Origin of the sequence: Sandarakinorhabdus glacialis (genome assembly GCF_014643455.1) — a bacterium.
Taxonomy (GTDB): Bacteria; Pseudomonadota; Alphaproteobacteria; order Sphingomonadales; family Sphingomonadaceae; genus Sandarakinorhabdus; species Sandarakinorhabdus glacialis.
The window spans coordinates 91,572-111,122 of record NZ_BMJM01000001.1; the positions used below are offsets into that span (position 1 = coordinate 91,572).

22 protein-coding genes and 2 pseudogenes are annotated in these 19,551 nt (G+C 67.0%); 23 read left to right on the forward strand and 1 reads right to left on the reverse strand.

Annotation, left to right across the window (positions count from 1 at the left end):
- Positions 1-60: 60 nt before the first annotated feature.
- From IEW98_RS00485 to IEW98_RS00570, 18 genes and pseudogenes are all read left to right on the forward strand, one after another.
- On the forward strand, positions 61-1,383 hold the full coding sequence (locus IEW98_RS00485) for a DNA-packaging protein (protein ID WP_188760958.1): 1,323 nt from the start codon (positions 61-63) through the stop codon (positions 1,381-1,383).
- Between the two features lie 135 nt (positions 1,384-1,518).
- Positions 1,519-2,643: a phage portal protein gene (locus IEW98_RS00490; RefSeq protein ID WP_371870729.1), complete on the forward strand. Its 1,125-nt coding sequence runs from the start codon at positions 1,519-1,521 to the stop codon at positions 2,641-2,643.
- Positions 2,640-2,945: a DUF6127 family protein gene (locus tag IEW98_RS00495; RefSeq protein ID WP_188760961.1), complete on the forward strand. Its 306-nt coding sequence runs from the start codon at positions 2,640-2,642 to the stop codon at positions 2,943-2,945. Before IEW98_RS00490 ends, IEW98_RS00495 begins: the two co-directional genes overlap by 4 nt.
- Positions 2,946-3,016: 71 nt before the next feature.
- Positions 3,017-3,439 (forward strand): HK97 family phage prohead protease, encoded by a 423-nt coding sequence (locus tag IEW98_RS00500; protein WP_188760963.1) that lies wholly within the window; start codon positions 3,017-3,019, stop codon positions 3,437-3,439.
- Positions 3,436-4,554, forward strand: coding sequence for a phage major capsid protein (locus IEW98_RS00505; RefSeq protein WP_188760965.1), 1,119 nt, complete (start codon positions 3,436-3,438; stop codon positions 4,552-4,554). Before IEW98_RS00500 ends, IEW98_RS00505 begins: the two co-directional genes overlap by 4 nt.
- 69 nt (positions 4,555-4,623) lie before the next feature.
- Positions 4,624-7,320, forward strand: a complete 2,697-nt coding sequence (locus tag IEW98_RS00510; protein ID WP_188760967.1) for a hypothetical protein — start codon at positions 4,624-4,626, stop codon at positions 7,318-7,320.
- 18 nt (positions 7,321-7,338) lie between these two features.
- The gene (locus IEW98_RS00515) at positions 7,339-7,707 is read left to right on the forward strand and encodes a hypothetical protein (protein WP_188760968.1); all 369 of its coding nucleotides are present in this window, start codon (positions 7,339-7,341) and stop codon (positions 7,705-7,707) included.
- A gap of 189 nt (positions 7,708-7,896) precedes the next feature.
- Positions 7,897-8,220 carry a phage head completion protein gene (locus tag IEW98_RS00520; protein ID WP_188760969.1) on the forward strand — a complete coding sequence of 108 codons (324 nt, stop codon included), beginning with the start codon at positions 7,897-7,899 and terminating at the stop codon, positions 8,218-8,220.
- Positions 8,217-8,462 (forward strand): hypothetical protein, encoded by a 246-nt coding sequence (locus tag IEW98_RS00525; protein WP_188760970.1) that lies wholly within the window; start codon positions 8,217-8,219, stop codon positions 8,460-8,462. The genes IEW98_RS00520 and IEW98_RS00525 overlap by 4 nt, the downstream gene beginning before the upstream one ends.
- Entirely contained in the window at positions 8,459-8,845 is a 387-nt protein-coding gene (locus IEW98_RS00530; protein ID WP_188760971.1) for a DUF3168 domain-containing protein, read from the forward strand. Before IEW98_RS00525 ends, IEW98_RS00530 begins: the two co-directional genes overlap by 4 nt.
- Positions 8,846-8,862: 17 nt before the next feature.
- The gene (locus IEW98_RS00535) at positions 8,863-9,270 is read left to right on the forward strand and encodes a phage major tail protein, TP901-1 family (RefSeq protein ID WP_188760972.1); all 408 of its coding nucleotides are present in this window, start codon (positions 8,863-8,865) and stop codon (positions 9,268-9,270) included.
- Positions 9,267-9,575, forward strand: a complete 309-nt coding sequence (locus tag IEW98_RS00540) for a gene transfer agent family protein (RefSeq protein WP_188760973.1) — start codon at positions 9,267-9,269, stop codon at positions 9,573-9,575. The genes IEW98_RS00535 and IEW98_RS00540 overlap by 4 nt, the downstream gene beginning before the upstream one ends.
- On the forward strand, positions 9,572-9,781 hold the full coding sequence (locus tag IEW98_RS00545; RefSeq protein WP_243450478.1) for a phage tail assembly chaperone: 210 nt from the start codon (positions 9,572-9,574) through the stop codon (positions 9,779-9,781). Before IEW98_RS00540 ends, IEW98_RS00545 begins: the two co-directional genes overlap by 4 nt.
- On the forward strand, positions 9,771-10,391 hold the full coding sequence (locus IEW98_RS00550; RefSeq protein WP_188760974.1) for a tail tape measure protein: 621 nt from the start codon (positions 9,771-9,773) through the stop codon (positions 10,389-10,391). The genes IEW98_RS00545 and IEW98_RS00550 overlap by 11 nt, the downstream gene beginning before the upstream one ends.
- Positions 10,388-12,660 (forward strand): annotated as a pseudogene (locus IEW98_RS00555) (DUF2460 domain-containing protein). Before IEW98_RS00550 ends, IEW98_RS00555 begins: the two are co-directional and overlap by 4 nt.
- Positions 12,661-12,663: 3 nt before the next feature.
- Positions 12,664-13,503: a phage/gene transfer agent baseplate hub protein gene (locus IEW98_RS00560; protein ID WP_188760975.1), complete on the forward strand. Its 840-nt coding sequence runs from the start codon at positions 12,664-12,666 to the stop codon at positions 13,501-13,503.
- Between the two features lie 33 nt (positions 13,504-13,536).
- Positions 13,537-13,962: a peptidoglycan endopeptidase gene (locus IEW98_RS00565; protein ID WP_188760976.1), complete on the forward strand. Its 426-nt coding sequence runs from the start codon at positions 13,537-13,539 to the stop codon at positions 13,960-13,962.
- 3 nt (positions 13,963-13,965) lie between these two features.
- The gene (locus tag IEW98_RS00570) at positions 13,966-14,532 is read left to right on the forward strand and encodes a hypothetical protein (RefSeq protein WP_188760978.1); all 567 of its coding nucleotides are present in this window, start codon (positions 13,966-13,968) and stop codon (positions 14,530-14,532) included.
- A 208-nt stretch (positions 14,533-14,740) separates the two neighbouring features.
- On the opposite strand, the gene IEW98_RS16250 is transcribed toward IEW98_RS00570, so the two are convergent.
- Positions 14,741-14,977 (reverse strand): hypothetical protein, encoded by a 237-nt coding sequence (locus tag IEW98_RS16250; RefSeq protein WP_243450479.1) that lies wholly within the window; start codon positions 14,975-14,977, stop codon positions 14,741-14,743.
- Here IEW98_RS16250 and IEW98_RS16850 point away from each other — a divergent pair.
- From IEW98_RS16850 to IEW98_RS00590, 5 genes and pseudogenes are all read left to right on the forward strand, one after another.
- A pseudogene (locus IEW98_RS16850) lies at positions 14,936-15,094 on the forward strand (hypothetical protein); the annotation flags it as partial. The gene IEW98_RS16250 and the pseudogene IEW98_RS16850 sit on opposite strands and share 42 nt — an antisense overlap.
- 4 nt (positions 15,095-15,098) lie before the next feature.
- Positions 15,099-16,196 carry a GTA baseplate fiber-binding domain-containing protein gene (locus tag IEW98_RS16255; RefSeq protein ID WP_443096436.1) on the forward strand — a complete coding sequence of 366 codons (1,098 nt, stop codon included), beginning with the start codon at positions 15,099-15,101 and terminating at the stop codon, positions 16,194-16,196.
- Positions 16,196-16,684 carry a DUF2793 domain-containing protein gene (locus tag IEW98_RS00580; protein ID WP_188760984.1) on the forward strand — a complete coding sequence of 163 codons (489 nt, stop codon included), beginning with the start codon at positions 16,196-16,198 and terminating at the stop codon, positions 16,682-16,684. The genes IEW98_RS16255 and IEW98_RS00580 overlap by 1 nt, the downstream gene beginning before the upstream one ends.
- 152 nt (positions 16,685-16,836) lie before the next feature.
- Positions 16,837-18,036, forward strand: coding sequence for an OmpA family protein (locus IEW98_RS00585; RefSeq protein ID WP_188760985.1), 1,200 nt, complete (start codon positions 16,837-16,839; stop codon positions 18,034-18,036).
- Between the two features lie 137 nt (positions 18,037-18,173).
- A complete protein-coding gene (locus IEW98_RS00590) occupies positions 18,174-19,508 on the forward strand; it encodes a M28 family metallopeptidase (RefSeq protein WP_188761414.1) in 1,335 nt (444 codons plus the stop codon).
- Positions 19,509-19,551: the final 43 nt, after the last annotated feature.

Here is a 19,551-nt window from a genome sequence, read left to right on the forward strand (position 1 = left end):
AGCGCACCGTCTCTCGCCTCTCCCCTCGAGGGAGAGGGAAGTTTTAGAAAGGCGGGCCTTATGGATGACCGCCGGGAAGACCTGCGTTCGGTTGCCGAGATTTGGGCGAAACTGGACCGGATCGAGCAGCAAGGCCTCGTCAAGCACTGGCGTGTCGCGGAGGCTGCGCAGGCGTTGACGGGGTTCGGGACGCTGCGGAGCACGCAATTGCCGCCGGATGGCGAGTGGGGGATCTGGACGATTTTGGCGGGGCGCGGGTTCGGCAAGACGCGCGCCGGGGCGGAGTGGATTCATGCGCTGGCGGCAGAGGCGCCGCGGCGGTTCGCGCTCGTGGGCACCAGCCTGGAGAATGCGCGATCGGTGATGGTCGAGGGCGAATCGGGGTTGCTGGCGCGGGTGCCCGAGGGCGACGACGTGACGTTCGTGCCGAGCCTGCGCGAGCTGACGTGGCGGAACGGGTCGCAGGCGCGGCTGTATTCCGGCGGCGAGCCCGATAGCCTGCGCGGCGGGCAGTTCGATTTTGCCTGGGGCGACGAGTTTGCGCATTGGCCGCGCGCCGAGGCGACGTTGACCAATTTGCGGCTGGCGACGCGGCTGGGGGTGCATCCGCGCCTGCTGCTGACGACGACGCCGTTGCCGTACGACTGGTTGAAGGCCCTGCTGGCCGAGCCGGGGGTGCGGGTCACGCGGGGCCGGATGCAGGACAATCTGGCCAATCTGCCGGCGGGTTTCATTGCGGCGATCGAGCGCAAATATGGCGGCACCGCGACCGGCCGGCAGGAAATGGACGGCGAGATTATAGAGGATTTGGCCGGGGCGTTGTGGACGCGGGCTTTGCTTGAACGCCAGCGGCGCGAGGTGGGCCCGGTCGGCATCGGGCGAGTTGTGGTCGGGGTCGATCCGCCGGCCGGCGGCGTGAACGGCGTGTGCGGCATCGTCGTGGTCGGGATGGGCGACGATGGGTTGGCTTATGTGCTTGCCGATGCCAGCGTGGCGGGGGTGCGGCCGGAAGGCTGGGCGCGTGCGGTGGTGGCAGCGGTCGACAGGTGGCGCGCCGACAAGGTGGTCGCCGAGATCAACAACGGCGGCGACATGGTGACGGCGTTGTTGAAATCCGTCGATTCCAACCTGCCGGTGCTGGCGGTGCGGGCGACGAAAGGCAAGGTGGCGCGGGCGGAGCCGGTCGCGAGCCTATATGGTGAGGGGCGGGTTGTTCACGCCGGGACGTTCGCGGCGTTGGAGGACCAGCTTTGCGGGATGATGGCGAGCGGGGTCTATGCGGGACCTGGCGGATCGCCGGACCGGGCGGATGCGCTGGTCTGGGCGCTTTGGGCGCTGATGCTGGGCGATCGGGTACCGGTGCCCGGGGTCAGAGGGCTTTAGCGGCTGGTTGGCTGAGTTCTGCGGGTTAGTGCAGGCTTGCGGTGCGGGGGACCACCCCCACCCGGGCCGCGAAGACGCGTCTCTCGCCTCCCCCCTTGAGGGGGAGGACAAGGTAGAAAGGATGTACTTATGAAACTGCCGTTCTGGCGGACGAAGAGTGCTGCGGGTCCGGCGCGGATTCCGAGTTGGGCGACGCCGTTTTCGAGCGGGGCGCCGCCGCGGAGTTACGAGGCGCAGGTGCGGGAGTCGTATCTGGCGAACCCGGTGGCGTCGCGGGCGATCCGGATGGTTTCGGAAGGCGCGGGCGGGGCGCCCCTGGTGTCGAACCCGGCCGGACACCCGGCGTTGGGGCTGTTGTCGAGTAGTGGCTTCGGGGCCTCGGGGCTGGGGTTGCTCGAGACGCTGGCGGCGCAGTTGCTGCTGCATGGCAATGCCTATCTGGAGGTGGCGACGGGGCCTGATGGGCTGCCGGCGGCACTGTTTGCGCTGCGGCCCGAGAGGGTAACCGTGGAGGCGGATACGCGGGGGTGGCCGACGGGATATCTGTATCGGGCTGGGGATATGGTGACGCGCTATCCGGCCGAGACCGTCGGCGACCGGGCCGGGTTGCTGCATATTCGCGGGTTTCATCCGCTCGACGATCATTATGGTGCGGGGTGCCTGGGAGCGGCGGCGGGATCGGTTGCGGTCCACAATGCGGCGGCGGTGTGGAACCGGGCGCTGCTCGACAATGCGGCGCGGCCTTCTGGCGCCCTGGTGTACCAGCCGGGTGATGGATCGGTGCTGACGGGGGACCAGTTCGCGCGGTTGAAGGGCGAGATGGAAGCGGGTTTTGGCGGTGCTGCCAATGCCGGGCGGCCGATGCTGCTCGAGGGCGGGCTGAGTTGGCAGGCGATGAGCCTGACGCCGGCCGAGATGGATTTTGCGCGGTTGCGCGATGCCTCGGCGCGCGAGATCGCATTGGCGTTCGGGGTGCCGCCACTGCTGCTCGGACTGCCAGGAGATTCGACCTATTCGAACTACAAGGAAGCCAATGTCGCGCTGTGGCGGTTGACGTTGTTGCCGCTGACGGGGCGCATCCTGGGGGCGGTTTCCATGCATCTGCAGAATTGGTGGCCGGGGTTGGCGATCGAGGTCGATCGCGATGCAGTGCCGGCGCTTTCGGAGGACCGCGAGCGGTTGTGGGCGCAGGTTTCGGGGGCGGGATTCCTCACCGATCTGGAGAAACGCGCAATGCTTGGGCTGGAGAGCGGGCGATGACGGCGATGCTGGAGGGACTGGTGATGCAGGCGGAGGCGCAGGGGGCGACGCGGGTGACATTGCGGGCACTGGTCGAGGAGGCAAGCGAGGTGGGCGCATGCCGGGCGCTGCGGACCCTGGGGTTGATGGACGACCGGGCGGGGCCGGACATTACCGAATTGCGGCAGCTCATCCAGGGCTGGCGGGATGCCAAGAAATCGGCGGTTTCGGCGGTAGTGGCGTGGGTGGTGCGGACGCTGGTGGCGCTTTTGCTGATCGGGGTGGCGGTGAAGACGGGTTGGTTGGAGCGGGTTCGGGGGTAGTCCCCCTTACCCCGCCGCGCTTTGCGCGAGTCGCCCTCTCCCGCGAGGGGAGAGGGAAGCGAGGAGAAAGCATGAATGATCTGCGGATCGCTGGTTATGCCAGTGTGTTTGGCGTGCCCGATAGCGGCGGCGACGTGGTGTTGCCAGGGGCTTTCGGCGGGGTGCTGGGGCGGGTGCCCTTGCTGTGGCAGCATGACGTTCGCGAACCTGTGGGGTTTGTCGAACGGCTGGAAGAAGACAGCAAAGGGCTGCGCGTGGTGGCGCGGGTGGTGGCCAGCGGGCGGGGGGCGCAGGCGGTGGAGCTGCTCCGCGCCGGGGCGATCGATGGGCTGTCGTTCGGTTATCGGGTGAAGGCGGCGCGCGCCGACAAGACCCGCGGATATCGGCAATTGGCGAGCCTCGAATTGATCGAGGTGTCGTTGGTGACCTTCCCGATGCAGCCGCTGGCTCGGGTGCTCGGTGTTTCAACAGTGGCAGAGGAGACGGGTGAATGACCTATGAAACGAAGGCGGATGCACTGGATGGCGTGTTCGATGGGGCGGTGAACGAAGCGGGCGAGATGGCGTCGCTGCGGGCGGAGATGACGCGGTTGAGCGGCCTGGTGACAGCGCGAAGTGTCGAGCGTCCGGCGCTGGCGGGGGCGAAGAACGACGGTTTTGGCGGCGGCTATCTGCGCATGGGAAACCAGGAGGGTTCCGAGGGTGTCAAGTCGGCGACTATCGGGACGGGGCCCAAGGGCGGCGTCGCAGTACCGATCGAAATCGACGCGGTGATCGACCGGGTGTTGCGGGCGCAATCGCCCATTCGGTCGATCGCGCAGGTGGTCGATATCGGTTCGGCGAATTATCGCAAGCTGATCACGACGACCGGCGTGGTTTCGGGTTGGGTGAGCGAGACGGCGTCGCGCGCCGAGACCGATACGCCGGATTTCGCCGAAATCGCGCCGCCGATGGGTGAGCTTTATGCCAATCCGGCGGCGAGCCAGGCGATGCTCGACGACGCCATGTTCAATGTGGAGAGCTGGCTGGGCGAAGAGATCGGGCGTGAGTTTGCCCGCGCCGAGGGCGTAGCGTTCGTTACGGGTGACGGGGTCAACAAACCACGCGGGTTCCTGACTGTGCCGAACAGCGTGTTGGGGGATGCGACGCGGGCATTCGGGACGTTGCAGTTCGTCACGTCGGGTGCCGCCGGGGGTTTTGCGGCGAGCAATCCGCAGGACAAGCTGATCGACCTCGTTCATGCGCTCGCGGCGCCGTACCGGCAGGGGGCGAGCTGGGTGATGAACTCGGCGACGCTGGCGCGGGTTCGTAAAATGAAGGACCTCGATGGTGCGTTCCTGTGGCAGCCGGCGCTGGCGGCGGACCAGCCGGCGACGTTGCTTGGGTATCCGGTGATCGAGGCGGATGCGATGCCGGACGTGGCGGCGGACAGCCTGTCGATTGCGTTCGGTAACTTCCAGGCCGGGTATCTGGTGGCGCAGCGGCGCGAGACGGTGGTGCTGCGCGATCCGTTTTCCAACAAGCCGTTTGTGCATTTTTATGCAACCAAACGGGTTGGCGGTGTGGTCGTCGACAGCCGCGCGATCAAGCTGATGAAGTTCAGCGTCTGATCCGACTCCGCGGCGCCGGGGCTGGTCCCTGGCGCCGCGGCCTTTTCCTTTTCGAGCGAGGCTATTTGCATGGCGATCACAGCCGCAGAGGTTGAGGCCAATGGCTGGGTGCTGCGCATCACGCTGACGGGTGCGCTGGGTGATTTCGGATCGTATGTGCTCGATCCGAGCGGGGCGCCGCGGGTGGTCTTGACGTCGTCGCATGCGGGATTTACGGCGGCCGGCGGGGCGGCTGTCGCGGGGACGATGGTGCGGCAAACGCCGGTAGGGCATCCGGTGCGGTTGCCGGTCAACCCGTTGTCGCCGCTCGTCAAGGTTATCGACGAGACCGACCTGGGGGGTGGGGTGATCCGGTGCCGGCTGGCGTTGGCGGAATGGATATATGCGACCGATACCGGGCTGTCGCTGGCGGTGATGGCGGGGTGGCGGAGCGGCGAGGTGACGGCTTCGGGAATTGCTGTCGCCAATGGGAGCACGATCGCGGCGCCGGTGCCGATCTTTCGCTGGGCGCTTGCGCCGTATGAGGTGACGGCGGGAAGTTTTCGGCTGTCCCTGTTTGTGGCCAGCCATCATCCGGTCGGGTTCGATCCGGTTGCCGGGGTCAAGTTTTTTGCCACCGATGGCGTCAATACGCGGACGGCGTGGCAGACGAGCCTGTCGACCGACGACAGTTATGGCGACAATCTGCGCTGTTACAGTGCGATCATCGATCCAGGGGCGGCAACGGCGCTGACGGCGGGGCTGCTGCGCTGCGATGCCGAGGTTTATCCGTTCCTGGGGGCGATGCGATCGACCGATACCGCGGGAACGCGGTCGATGTCGGGGCTGAACCTCGCGGGATATGGCAATGCGGCGGCGACGCCTTTCGTGATCGGGCATGATCCGCTGGGGACGCGGTATTCGAACCAGTTTGCCTTCGTCGATGCGGTCAGCGGCACGACGACGGCAAGTGCGGCGATGATCGGGGCGACCTGGGCGGCGGCAAAGGCGGTGGCGGGGGCGTCGCGGCCCAGGGATGCGCAGACGGCTTTGCAGGCGGCGAAGCTGAAGCTGCGGGCGTTGCCGGCGGCGAATGGCGGGGCCGCGGCGGCGCAGTCGGTCGATGGCTTGCGGATCCGCTTTGCCGCGGGAACGCATGTCGGTCTGGGGGGGGCGGCGGTGGTGACGACGGGCATCACCTGCACCGAAATTCCGGTCAGCTATGAGGGCGATCCCGACGATCCGAACCCGCGGGTCAACTGTGTCTTGCAGACAGGGGTGCAGGTCAATCCGCGCATCATTCGGGCGCGGTGGCGCAACCTGGCGCTGGAGATCGGCGGCACCAGTTTTGCCGGGTCGATGCTTGCCTATAATTTCTTCGACAATATCGAGATGCGCGGCAAGGCTGGCAGCGAGACGGCGATCAATGCGCCGTTCCTTGCCAGTGCGGTCGCCGGCAACTGGCATTTGTGCGTGACGCGCTCGCGATTGTGGCGGACGGGGTGGGACCTGAACCGCGGTAACAGCGGGGTCGGGTTGCTGCGCGGCAGTGCGTTCAGCCGGCGCGCTGCTGCCACGACGATCCTGAAGAACCGCTGGATCCCGGTCGGCGAGGATGGTTTTTCGAGCGGCACCGGCGAGGGCATCTCGACTTGGCAGACATCGACGCAGATCGGTGCGGTGGAGGATTTCGTCGTCGCTTTCAACGATATGCGCAGCATTTCGGCGGGGCAGGGGCTGACCATTTATGCGCCGCCGGCGGCGACGGTGTCGGGAACACTAAACCCGAGCCACCGCCGCCATGCCGTCATCAACAATGTCTTCGAGCGGATTACCGCGACGAGCGACAATATGTGGAGTTACGGCGAAGGCGCGCTGCGGACGATCAGTTACCTGGTGGTCGAGGGCAATACCGTGGCGGGGGCGGGGTACAACGCGTTTTACTCCGATCCCAAGCCGCTCAATCCGACTGAGGCCGACACGCTTTACAACGAGGCGTTCGTCATCCGCCACGCCAACAATGCGGTCGACCGCAACGCTTCGAAGCAGGACGATTTCAACGATCCCGACACGGCGACGGCACGCGGCGGCGGTGCGCACGGTTATCGCCCCCAGATGATCCATGCCTGGGGACCGCATATGGGGGTCGGCATGGAGGGCCATGTCGATTGCTCGCGGTCGGGCACCTGGGCCAATTTCCGGCGGGATTTTGCCGGCATTCGGGGGGTGCAGTTTGCCGGACCGACGGCGCCGGGGTGGACCGACGACCGCTCCGAACGAGGTAGCAATACCGGGCAGGGCAATTACCTGCCGGTGGCGGGATCTGTGTTTGCCGGGCGGGTGATGCGCGGCAACAGCGATCGGGACTGGGCGGGCAATCCGCGCCGGGCCGGAGGCTTTGCCGGGGCGTTCGAGCCGCTGGCTTCGACTGATACGGCCCTGGTCCCGGGCAATGCGCGACCGGCGCACAGCGTGGGCGGGGCAGCGACCGGATGGTCGGGATCGATCGCGCCGCATGGCGGGCGATCGGCGCACCTGGCGGGGGTGGCGGCCTTTGGGTGGGCGGGCGGATTGGCGCCGGCAGCGGCGCGGATGGCGGAGCGGTCGGGGATGCCGGCGCTCGTCAACGGCGCTGTGCCGGTGCTTTCGGTGGCTCCGGGGGCGGCGCGGCAGGCGATGGCTTCGGGGATGACTTCGGTGCTGCCGGGGGTGTCGCCGCCGGGCGCGGTGGCGGCGTTGCGGGTGCTGCTCGTGCGCCGTGACCCGCGCCGCATTTCGATCAATTGAACCAGAAGGATCAGGGTGATGGCAAAATTTGCAAGCAATGACGTGCTCGATGGCAGCCTGTTGGTGGTCCGGTCGGCGACGCGGATGGTGGCGGTGAGCGGCCAGCCCGGCAGCTTTGCCGCGGCGGTTGCCGGGCGACTGACCGAGGCGGCGATGACGACCGCCGATTTTGCGCTGGCGGCGGGTGATATCTCGGGCCGCAAGATCGGCGTTGCGGCGCGATCGGGGCTGGCGGTGATCGCCGCCGGGACTGCCGACCATGTTGCGTTGATCGACGATGCCGGATCGCGGCTGTTGTACGTGACGACGTGCCCGGCGCAGGCGCTGGCTGCCGGCGGGACAGTCAGCATCGCCGGATGGAGCGTCGAGGTCGGCGCGCCGGCCTGATCGTGCCTGGCGGATCGGTGCAACGACGGACAGGAGGTGATCGGTGGCGATCTTTGTGAAGGATCCGGCGGCGGCGGTCGATTATGCGATCGATTGGTCGGCCGGGTAGTGCCCCCTCACCCGGGCCGCGCAAAGATGCGCGTCTCTCGACCTCTCCCGCGAGGGGAGAGGTGAAGGAAGGATCGACAGATGGATGAGCTTTCGGGCGCGCTGGTCGAGCGCGTCGGGGTCGAGGCGTGGGTGGATGGGCGCGGGGATGCCGGCGAGGTGGCGGGTTTCTGGCAACCTGGTGTGACGGTGTTTGCGGCGGTGGTGCCCGATCCGGGCGGCGGCGCCAGCGAGGGCGGGGCGCGGCGGTCGCGGCGGCGGTGGCGGGTGACCCTGCGCGCGCCGGTGGCAGTGTCGCTGACGTCGCAGTTGCGGTGGCGGAGCGAGGTGCTGGCGGTGCTGGCAGTGGAGAGCGATCCGCGGCGAAGCGACCGGGTTGTGCTGCGGTGCGAGGTGCGGCCGTGAGTTCGTTGGCTCTGGCTCGCGGGCTTGGCGCGGCGGCGGTGGTTGCTGCCGAGGGTGCGGTGATAGCGGCGCGGGAGCGACTGGCGACCCGGGCGGCGGCGGCGCTGCCCGACGCGGCGATCGACGTCGGCAGCGATGCGGTGCGGGTGACGGGGCCGGGGTTGGTGGCGCGGGCTTTCGGCAGCCGGCGGCGGGCGGCGGACCCGCGCTTGCTGGGGCTGGTTCGGGGAGACGGGGCATGAGCGCAAGCCTGGCTTTGCAGCGGATGTTGGTGACGGCACTGTCCGGCGTCGGCGGCGTGAGCGGGATTTACGACGGGCCACCCGTCGATGCGGCGCCGCCCTATCTGGTTATCGGGCCCGACCTGATGACCGACTGGAGCACGAAGACCGAGATTGGCCATGAGCATCGGCTGTCGGTGACGGCCTGGGATGCGGGGCCGGGGACGACGGCGGCGAAATCCATCATGGGCGCGGTCGAGACGGCGGTGACTGCGATGGCGGGTAGCCGGGATGGGCATCGGGTCGTTTCGGCGAAGTTGCTGCGCGGTTTCGTGCTGACCGACGCCGAGGGCTGGACGCAAGCCGTGACCGAGTTCCGGCTTCGGACATCGGCAAATATTTAACCGAAAAGGGTGAGACTATGGCGATCGAAAAAGGCAGCGCATTTCTGTTGAAGGTCGGCAATGGCGCGTCGCCGGCGGTGTTCACCACCGTGGCGGGGCTGCGCACGTCGCAGCTGAGCGTCAACGCCGAGACGGTGGTGGTGACCAACCAGGGATCGGGCGGGTGGCGCGAATTGCTGTCGGGCGCCGGGGTGCGATCGGTATCGCTGAGCGGTTCCGGGGTGTTCACCGGGTCGGTCGCCGAGGCGCGGGTGAAGGCCAATGCGCTGTCGGGGGTGATCGATGATTACCAGGTCAGCTTCGAGAGCGGCGAGACGGTGACGGCGAAGTTCCTGATCACGCGCCTCGATTACGCCGGGGATTTCAATGGGGAGCGGACTTACACGCTGGCGCTGGAGAGCTCCGGCGCGGTGGTGACGGCGTGAGCGCGAACCCCGCGCGAGGGGAAGCGGCGCTGGTGCTGGGCGGCGAGACGATCGTGCTGCGGCCGAGTTTTGCGGCGTTGATGGCGGTGGAGGCTGAACTGGGGCCGTTGTTTGCACTGGTCGAGCGGGCGGCGGCGGGCGGGCTGGGGTTGGGCGAGATGATCGCGTTGCTTTGGCATTGCCGGTTCGGTGCGCCTGCCGGGCTGGAGCGCGCGGTTTTTGCCGAGCGGCTGGTCGAAAGCGGGCTGGCGGGGGCGACGCCGGCGCTGCGGGTGTTGCTGGGCCAGATCCTGGCGGGGCGGTGAGTTTGGCGGCGATGCGCTTCGAGGCTGCGGCGCGGCAGGCGGCGCGGGTGGCGGCGGCGCTGCTCGGGTGGCGGCCGGGCGAGTTCTGGGCGGCGACACCCGAGGATTTGCGCAATGCGCTCGGGCTCGGGCTGGATGGCGGGGCGACGCCGGCGACGGGCGAACTGCTGGCACGATTGATGGAGGCGTTTCCCGATGAGCGGTGATGGGGTTGATCTCGATACGCTGGTGATCCGCGTGCGCGCCGATACCAGCGGGTTCCTGGCGGGCGTCGGCGATATTCGGCGTGAGCTCGATGGGCCGCTGGCGCAGGGCGTCGAGCGCGCCGGGGGCAGCATCGAGCGCGCCTTGGCCAGGGCCACGGTAACGGGCAAGTTCGGCTTCGAGGATTTGCGGCGGACGGCACTGACGGCGCTGGCGGATATCGCGGCGAGCGCGGTGAAGGCGGATATCGGGGCGCTGTTCGGGGGTGGCGGTGGCGGCAATGGCGGCGTTGGCGATCGCGGCGGCGGTTCCGGCGGGGCGGGGTTGCTGGGTTCGCTGGCGGCATTGGTGGGCGGCATCTTCGGCGGCAAGCCGGGGCGGGCGACGGGTGGGGCCGTGACTGGCGGCAGTGCCTATCTGGTTGGCGAGCGGGGGCCGGAAATGTTCGTGCCGACCTCGGCCGGGCGGATCGAAACCGGCGGCGGCGGGCGCGCGGTGAGTGTGACGGTCAACGTCGCGGCGCCGCGCGAGGCAACGGCGGCGGTGATGCGGCAAACGGGCGCGCAGGTGGCGCGGGCGGTGCGGCAGGCATTGGCGAGGGCGGACGCATGATCGGCAATTGGCTGGCGGACGGGCCGAGCCGCGAGGTTTGGGCCAAGCGGTTCGATCCGCGGTACTGGACGGTCGATTTCCCGCGGCCGATGATGGCGGCGGTGACCACCGAGGGCGCCGATCGGCTGGTGATCGACCTGGCGTTCCTGCGCCGGGCGGATTTGGCGGGGTTGATCTGGGAGTCGGTCGACCGGTGGAGCCATGCCCTGCTCGCGCTGGAGACGGCGCGGGATTATCGCGGCACGGTGCTGGCGTTTCGCTGGCAGGCGGAGGGCGGGGTGATGACGCTCGATGCGGTTAACGGCCCGGTGCTGACGATCGAGGGGCGCGATGCGGCGGGAGCGGCGCGCAGCTGGTATGTGCGGCTGTGGAACTATGCGGTGGGTGCGCCGGACGACGCCGAGGTGGTGCTCGATTTCGATGCGCTGGTGGGCGGGTTCGCGTTGCCCGGCGAGGCGGATCCGGTGTGGGCGGGGGACGTCGACCGGATGTTCCTGTCGCTGGTGCCGGCCGGGTATGACCGGGTCGATGCGCCTTTGGCGGCGCCGGTTGCGGCGCGTGTCGTGCTGAGCGGGCTGCGCTGTGACGGGCCGGGATCGATGCTGAAGCGCGGCGACGCGTTCGTGCCGCCGCATGGGCTGCGCATCTGTGGGGGGTATGACGACAGTTATAACCAGACGCCGGAGCGGCTGGTCGAGGCGATGTTTGCGCTCGGGTATCGCGGGGCGCTGGTCCATTATGTCGGGATGAGCCATTTTCCGGGGCTGGCCTGGGATGGGGCGCGGTATGTCGTCGATCCGGGCGTGCTGCTGTGTGGGCCAGCGCTGGCATGGCACCGGGATTTCATGGCGCGGGCGGCGGCGTTGGGGTTTTCGGTGATCGTGTCGCTGTCGTTCGAACTGCTCGACCAGCATTGCCCGGATGATTGGGCACAGCGGACAGCGGATGGCGGGCGGGCGGCGACGGGATATGTGCCGCCTTCGACATTGCTGTCGCCGGCGCATGGCGGGGCGATGGCCTGGCTGGGCACGGTGGCGGCGGCGTTCATGGCGATGGCGTCGCGGTTCCAGATCGGCGAGCCCTGGTGGTGGGTGGGGCCCGATTGGAGGCCATGCCTTTATGATGCGGCGACGGTTGCATTGTATGCGGCCGAGACCGGGAGGGCGGCGCCGCTGATCCAGGACGTGCGGGCGGTGGCGGGTGCGGCGGAGCGCGACTATCTCGACTGGTGCGGCGTGCTGCTGGGGCGGGCGACACTGGCGCTGCGCGATGCGGTGGCGGCCGAGGAGACGCTGCTGCTGTTCTATGCGCCGCAGGTGCTGAATGCGGCGGCGCCCGAGCTGATCCGGGCGAATCTGCCGGCGGCGTGGGCGTGGCCGGCGTTCGATGTGCTGCAGCTCGAGGACTATGATTTCGTCACGCTGGGGGATGCCGGGGGCAGGCGCGGGCGCGGGCGGCGATAAGTGAACGGCTGGGGTATCCGGCGGCGCGGCAGCATTATTTTGCCGGGTTCGCGGTGGTGGCGGCGGATTGGGAGCGGATTGCGGCGGCAGCGGCCTCGTCGCTGACGCGCGGGGTGGCGGAGACGTTCGTGTGGGCGTGGCCGCAGGTGGCGCGCGATGGCTTTACGGCGTTCGAACTGACGGCGGATGGGGAGAGTGATGTGACGGCTTTTCATGATGTGCTGTTTCCGCTGCAGCTTGGTTATGGCGCGGCGGGCGGCCCGGAATTTTCGACGCAGGTGGTGGTGACGGGATCGGGGCATGAGCAGCGCAACAGCCAATGGGCGGATGCGCGGCTTTATTATGATGCCGGGCTGGGGGTGCGGTCGGAGGCGGACCTGTCGGCGTTGATCGCGTTTTTCCGGGCGCGGCGGGGGCAGGCGCACGGGTTTCGGTTCAGCGATCCGCTCGACCGGACTTCGGGAGAGGAGCAGCTGCTCGGGGTCGGCGATGGCGGGGCGACGCGGTTTGCGCTGGTCAAGCATTACGGCGAGGCGGGTGACCGGCAGACGCGGCGGATCACGCGGCCGGTGGCGGGCAGCGTTGTCGTGCGCGTTGGCGGTGCGGTGCGAATGCAGGGTTGGGCGCTGGGGGCGGGCGGGCATGTCGACTTCGAGGTGCCGCCGGCGGTCGGGGCGCCGGTGATGGCAGGCTTTGATTTCGATGTGCCGGTGCGCTTTGCCGCTGATCGGATCGATGTGTCGATCGCGGGTTGGCGCGCGGGGGAGCTGCCTTCGGTGCCGCTGGTCGAAGTTCGGGAGGATTAGGCCATGGCCGATGACGCAGGATTGGGCGAGGCGCTATCGGGCGAGCTTACGACGCTGGCGATCTGCTGGCGGGTCGTGCGCGGCGACGGGGTGGCGCTGGGGTTCACGACGCACGACGGGTCGCTGCGGATCGGCGGCATGGTCTATGCCAATGCGCCCGGGATTGCGCCGTCGGCGATCGTCAGCAGCGACGCGATCGAAGTCGATACGATGGATATCGCGGGGGCGTTGAGCGCCGACGCCATCACCGCCGTCGACCTCGCGCTGGGGCGGTATGACGGCGCCGAGGTCGAGGTCTTCATGGTGGATTGGCAACACCCGGACGGGGGCCGGCAGGTGCTGGCGCGCGGCTGGCTCGGCACGGTCGAGGCGGGATCTGGGCCGGATGCGGGGTTCACGGCGTCGCTGCGCGGACCGACGGCGATGCTGTCGGCGACCAGGGTCGAGAGCTATTCGCCCGAATGCCGGGCCGAATTGGGCGACTGGCGTTGCCGGGTCGGTATGCGGGGGCGGTCGCGGCGGGCATTTGTGGCTGCTTCGGACGGGGAGGGGGCGCAGGTTGTGGGGGTCGATGCTGCGGCGGCGGCGCTGTTCGGCGATGCGCGGCTGCGCGTGTTGTCGGGGCCAACGGCGGGGCTTGAGCGACGCATTGTTGCTGTCGTCGGCGATGGGCTGCGTTTCGACGAGCCGATGGCAGTGGCGGCGGGCGAAGCGGTCGAATTGTTCGAGGGCTGCGACAAACGCTTTGCGACCTGCACCGCGCGGTTCGGCAACGGCGGCAACTTTCGCGGCGAGCCACATGTGCCGGGCGGCGACGTGCTGACGCGCTTTGGCGGATTCTGACGCCGGCGTCGGGTTTGATCGATTGGATGAATCATGGCGGAACAAGAGGCGGCGTTGGCCGGTCGATGGCCGTTGGTGGTTGCGGCGGTGCGGGCGTGTGTCGGCACGCGATTTCGGCCACAAGGACGGACGCCAAGACTGGCGCTCGATTGCGTAGGCGTCGTGCTGGTCGGGGCAGCGGCTGCGGGCCTGAAACCCGACGTGCCGACGTATGCGCTGGGCGGTGACCACGAGGCCGAGGTCGAGGATGTACTTGCGGCGGCCGGATGCGTCCGCGTTGTGGCGCCGGAGGCTGGCGATGTCCTGGTGCTGGCCCCCGCCCCCAATCGCCGGCATCTCGCCGTAGTGACACCGGCCGGGGTCGTCCACGCCCATGCCGGGATCGGGCGGGTCGTCGAAGGACCGCTCGACCCGGAATGGATCATCATCGGCGCGTGGCGCCTGCCAGGAGCATATTGAATCATGGCGACACTTGTACTGGGGACGGTCGGGCGCGTGCTCGGCGGGCCGATCGGTGGTCTTGTCGGCAGCTTCGTGGGCGGCCTTGTCGATCGTAACATTTTTGGCGGCGGCGCGGCGCGGGAGGTCGGCCGTGTCGGCAACTTGGCGGTGCAGAGCGCAGCTTATGGCGAACCGATCCCGATCGTCATTGGCCGGATGCGGATCGCCGGCAATTTGCTGTGGACAAGCGGCATCGCCGAAGCGAGCAGCCGCAGCGGTGGCGGCAAGCGCGGCGGCGCGGCGACGACGACGTACAGCTATTCGGCGTCGTTCGCTGTCGGTCTGGCTGGCCGCGAAATCGATGCCATTGGCCGGATCTGGGCCGATGGGCGCCTGATCCGCGACGCCGGCGGGCTGTTCCTGTCACCGGTGACTATGCGGTCGCACAGGGGGAGCGAGACCCAGGCCGCCGACCCGTTGATCGCGGCGTTCGAAGGCGACAGCGGCGCGCCGGCGTATCGCGGCGTCGCCTATGTGGTTTCGAGGACTTGCCCCTCGCGGATTATGGCAATCGCATCCCCAACCTGACCTTCGAGATTCTGGCGGACACAGGATTACCAATTGACGCCGGCGCGGCGCTATCGGCGCTGGGGCGGGTCGATGGTCGCAGCTCGATCGAAGTGTCTGGAAGATTTCCCCCAACCGACGGGTTTTGTGCGGGGGTAGCGGGAGCATTGCCGACGCCATCGGGTCGCTGCTGAAGATCGCCGATGGATCGGTAATGCCGGATCTGCGCTCACCCGCGCGCGCGTTGCGCGTGCGCAGGATAGATAGTGAGCCGCTGGTCATCGCAGCCGAGGATTGCCGCACTCACCTGCCGGGTGCGCCTGCAGGCGGCGGGGCAGACCGCCGGCGCCGCATCGGCGGCGAAGGCCAGGTCGGCGCTGTCGAGATTGCCTTTTACGACACCAGCCGGGACTTCCAGCCTGGACTGCAACGGGTTCGCAAGGGCGCCGCGCCGGGCATCGAACACCAGGCCGTTTCATGCGCAATGTCGCCCGGTCAGGCCAAGTCACTGGCACTCGCGATGTTGATGCGTTCGCATGCCGGGCGGTTGCGAGCAACGCTGTATCTGCCTTGGCGCCATGTCGGAATTGCGCCGGGTGCGCTGGTCAGGGTGGCCGGCGACGATGTCGTGTGGCGGGTTCGGGGGGGTGCGATTCGAGAACTTCATCGTCCATCTCGAGGTCGAGCGGACCGAGATGGTGACGCCGGCGGTGGTGACCGGGGACGGCGGCCGGGCGCTGGCGTTCGACGATCGGCCGGCCGGGGTGACCGTGCTGCAGGTGCTCGATCTGCCACCGCTCGGCAATGATATTTCGGCGCTGCCGCGGCTGTGGATTGCTGCGGCGGGTGTATCGCCGGCATGGCGGCGGGCCGCAATCGCGATAAGCGGCGACGACGGCGCCAGTTATGCGGTGATCGGCGTCGCCGACGGCGCGACCGTACAGGGCGCTACAGCATCGGCATTGAGGGCCGGCGATACGAGTGGCTGGGATCGGCATGGGCATGTCGACGTGGAATTGTTGTCGGACGCGATGTGGATCGAGGGACGGACACCGGCGGCGGTGCTTGCAGGGGGCAATCTGGCGCTGGTCGGTGACGAGATAATCCAGTTCTCCAAGGCCCTGGCGATCGGTCCGCGGCGCTTTCGGTTGTCGGGGTTGCTGCGCGGGCGACGGGGCACCGAGGGCGAGGTTGGCAACCATGCGATCGGCGATCGCTTCGTCATGCTGGATCCGGGCGGGATGCTGCCTTTCGATCCACCGGCCGAAGCGCTCGGCCGAATGTTCCGCGTGCGGGCCGCGGGGGTGGGCGATGCCGGATCGGCTTCGCTGGCGGTGGCGGCCGGCGGGCAGGCGCTGCGCCCGCTATCGCCGGTTCATCTGAAACTAACACGATCGGACGTGGCAATCACGGCGAAATGGGTGCGACGCAGCCGAACGGGTTTCGGCTGGTCGGACTTTGTCGATGCGCCGTTGGGTGAGGCGACCGAATCATATCAGGTCGTGTTTTCGACAGGCGAGCATGCGCCGCGGCGCTTCGTGGTTGCCGAACCGCAGTGCAGCCTGCCGCTGGCCGACTGGCTGGCGGATGGCGGCGGCGAAGTGAGCGTTACGGTGACGCAACTGAGTGCCATGGCGGGGCCAGGCCGTGCGGCGACGAGACATTTTGAATCAGGAGCAAGGTAATGAGCGAGACGATCCGGCACGGCCTGGCACTGTTGGCAAGCGGGCAGGCGCAGAAGGAAGTTAGCCATAACGAGGCGATTTTGGCGATTGATCGACAGATGCACCTATCGATTTCGAGCCGCGTGCTGGCCGTGGCCCCGTCGACGCCTGTGCCGGGAGACGCCTATATCGTCCCGTCGGGCGCCGGGGGAGCCTGGGCGAGCGCGGCGGACGCTATCGCCAGCTATGACGGCTTTGGCTGGATATTGACAGCGCCGGTCATTGGCTGCGTCGCCTGGATCGTGGATGAAGCCGGCTTCGTCGTGTTCGATGGCGGCTGGAGCGACGGTTGGCCTGTTTCAGGATTGGTAATTGCAGGGCGAAAAATTCTCGCAGGATCACCCGTTGGCGTGGCCTTGGAAATCGGCGGAAGTATCGTCGATATCGAGGCGCGTGCAGCGATTACGCAGATTATTGATTCGTTACGAACTCAAGGTATCGCGTTGTGACTTGAAATTGCAGGCGTTGCTTATGTTTTTCCCGAACTTACTGTTGCCCGAAGGCCACAAAGTCCTGCAATCGCCTCTTGCACCTGAACAGTTGGGTGGGTTAGAGCGTTCAGGCAGTTCGACGGACACAATGGAGTTGAAAGGGGATGACAATGCGTAAATTTGGTTTGGCGCTGGCACTTGCCACGACCGTACTGGCTGGGCCTGCCCTGGCACGCGACAAGGCCTGGTATGTTGGCGTCGAAGGCGGCGGCAATCTCATGCAGAACCAGCTGTTCGACATCACCCGTCCGGGTGTCGGTACGACAGCACCGGTTGTCGTTGAAGACGGCATTCGTGTGAAGCATGAAGTCGGCTACGCCGCTGGCGGCACGATCGGTTATGATTTCGGTGCATTCCGCGCGGAATTCGAAGTCGGCTACAAGAACAACAACCTTGACCAGGTCACGATTGAGCAGGCAATTCCTGCCATCCCGATCTCCGTCGCCTATCGTGTTGGCGCGGTTGCCGTTCCGGCACTTGGTGTTAACACCGATGCTGCTGATGGTAACGCTCGTGTCCTGTCATTCATGGCAAACGGCCTGTTCGACTTCGGTGGCAAGGATGGCGGCATCGGCGGCTTCATCGGCGGTGGTGCCGGTATCGCTCGCGTCCAGCATCACATCTATCAGAACGCCAAGTTCGGCCCTGCGTTCAACGATGACTCCGATACCGGGTTTGCCTACCAGGTTCTGGCTGGCGTTTACAAACCGATCACGGATCACATCGAAGTTGGCCTGAAGTATCGTTTCTTCAACGTGCCGAAGGTCGAGACCTTCACGACCAATGGTCTCGCGACGGAAACCAAGTATCGCAGCCACAGCCTCATGCTGACGCTCGCGTACAATTTCTTCGAGCCCGAAATGGCGCCTCCTCCTCCTCCGCCGGCACCGGCGCCTGCGCCTGCGCCGCTGCCGCCTTGCCCACCTGCCGCTGTGACGCCTGGACCGTTCCTGGTGTTCTTCGATTGGGACAAGTCGCTTATCACGGCTGAAGCATCCGCGATCCTCGATCGTGCTGCTGAGCAGTATGCCGCAACGGGCCAGACCAGCATTGTTCTCGCCGGTCACGCCGATACTTCGGGTACCGCCGAATACAACATGCGTCTCTCCCAGCGTCGTTCGGACTCCGTGAAGGCCTATATGGCTGCCAAGGGTGTTCCAGATTCGTCGATGACGACGGAAGCATTCGGTGAAACCCGCCTGCTGGTCGAAACGGCTGATGGTGTTCGCGAGCCGCAGAACCGGCGCGTGGAAATCACCTTCAGCGGTGCTCCACAGCCAACCTCGAGCGGTCCCTGCACACCGCAGTAAGCCGATCGAATATCGAGATTTGGGGCCGTTCCGAAAGGAGCGGCCCTTTTTCTTTGTGATGCTTGGGTGTCGATCCGTCTGGACGATGCGGACCAAGCATGGCAGCGTGCCGGAAACCAATTTCGGGGCCTGGCTTGATGTATCGTTCAGTTCTCAGCATTTTTATGTTTCTGACGCTTCAGCCGATCGGAGCGAGCGCCGCTACTGCAGAAGTGTCCGAACGCGAGCTGCGTGAGACGATCGATCGACTTGTCGGCTTCGGAACACGGCACACGCTGTCGGATACGAAATCCGAAACGCGCGGGATCGGCGCAGCCCGGCGCTATGGCGCTGCCAGATTCGCCGAATTTTCGAAATCTTGCGGCGGCTGCCTGGTGGTCGAGGCGCCATCGAGCATGATGACCAGCCCACGTGTGCCCGTGCCGGCCGAGATCGTCGACGTGCTGGCGATCCAGCGCGGTACCAGCGATCCCGATCGAGTGGTGATTATCTCCGCTCATATCGATAGCCGCAACAGTGATGTGATGGATAACAGCGGCGACGCGCCAGGTGCCAACGACGATGGGTCGGGGTCTGCGGCCGTGATCGAAGCAGCGCGCGTGCTGTCCCGGCAAAAATTTCCGGCGACGATTGTTTATGCGCTTCTATCCGGAGAGGAACAGGGTCTTCTCGGCGGCAAATTGTTGGCCGAGACGGCGAAGACGAAGAGCTGGCGGGTCGAGGCGGTGCTGAACAACGATATTGTCGGCAACAGTGGCGGATCGAGCGGGACGCGTGACGATCGTACGGTCAGGGTGTTTTCGGAGGGTACCAAAGCGACGGAAACGCCGGAGCAAGCCGGCCGGCGACGCTATAATGGCGGGGAAGTCGACTCGCCGGCGCGCAATCTGTCGCGTTTTATCGCCGGGCTGGAGGGGAAATCTGGCCTCCGGGTCGAGCAGGTATATCGCACCGATCGATTTGGGCGCGGCGGTGACCAGGTGCCGATGCTGGCTGCTGGATTTCCCTCCGTGCGCATCACCGAGCGCCAGGAAAACTACGATCGCCAGCACCAGAATGTCAGGACGGAGAACGGCCGCAAGTTCGGCGACACGGTCGACGGCGTCGACTTCCCGTACCTCGCGAAGGTCACACGGCTTAACATAGCCGCGTTGGCAGCGCTTGCGGGTGCGCCGGCGCCGCCGTCGGGGGTCATCGTCGAAGGCGCAGTTACGCCCGATACGAAACTATCGTGGAAACCGGTCGCCGGCGCGAAATCCTATCGTGTCTGGTGGCGCCCGACCACTGCGGCCACCTGGACTACCAGTCGCGACGTGCCCGGGGATACGACATCGATCGTACTGCCCGGAATCGATATCGACACATGGTTTTTCGGAGTGTCGGCGGTCAGCGCCGATGGGCTGTCCAGTCCGGTCGTTTATCCCGGACCTGCCGGCGCGTTTTTCGCCGAGCCCGCAGCACCGACCGGCTGACGTACGCATTTCATTCCGCAGCGCACCATGCTAGGGCGCTGGC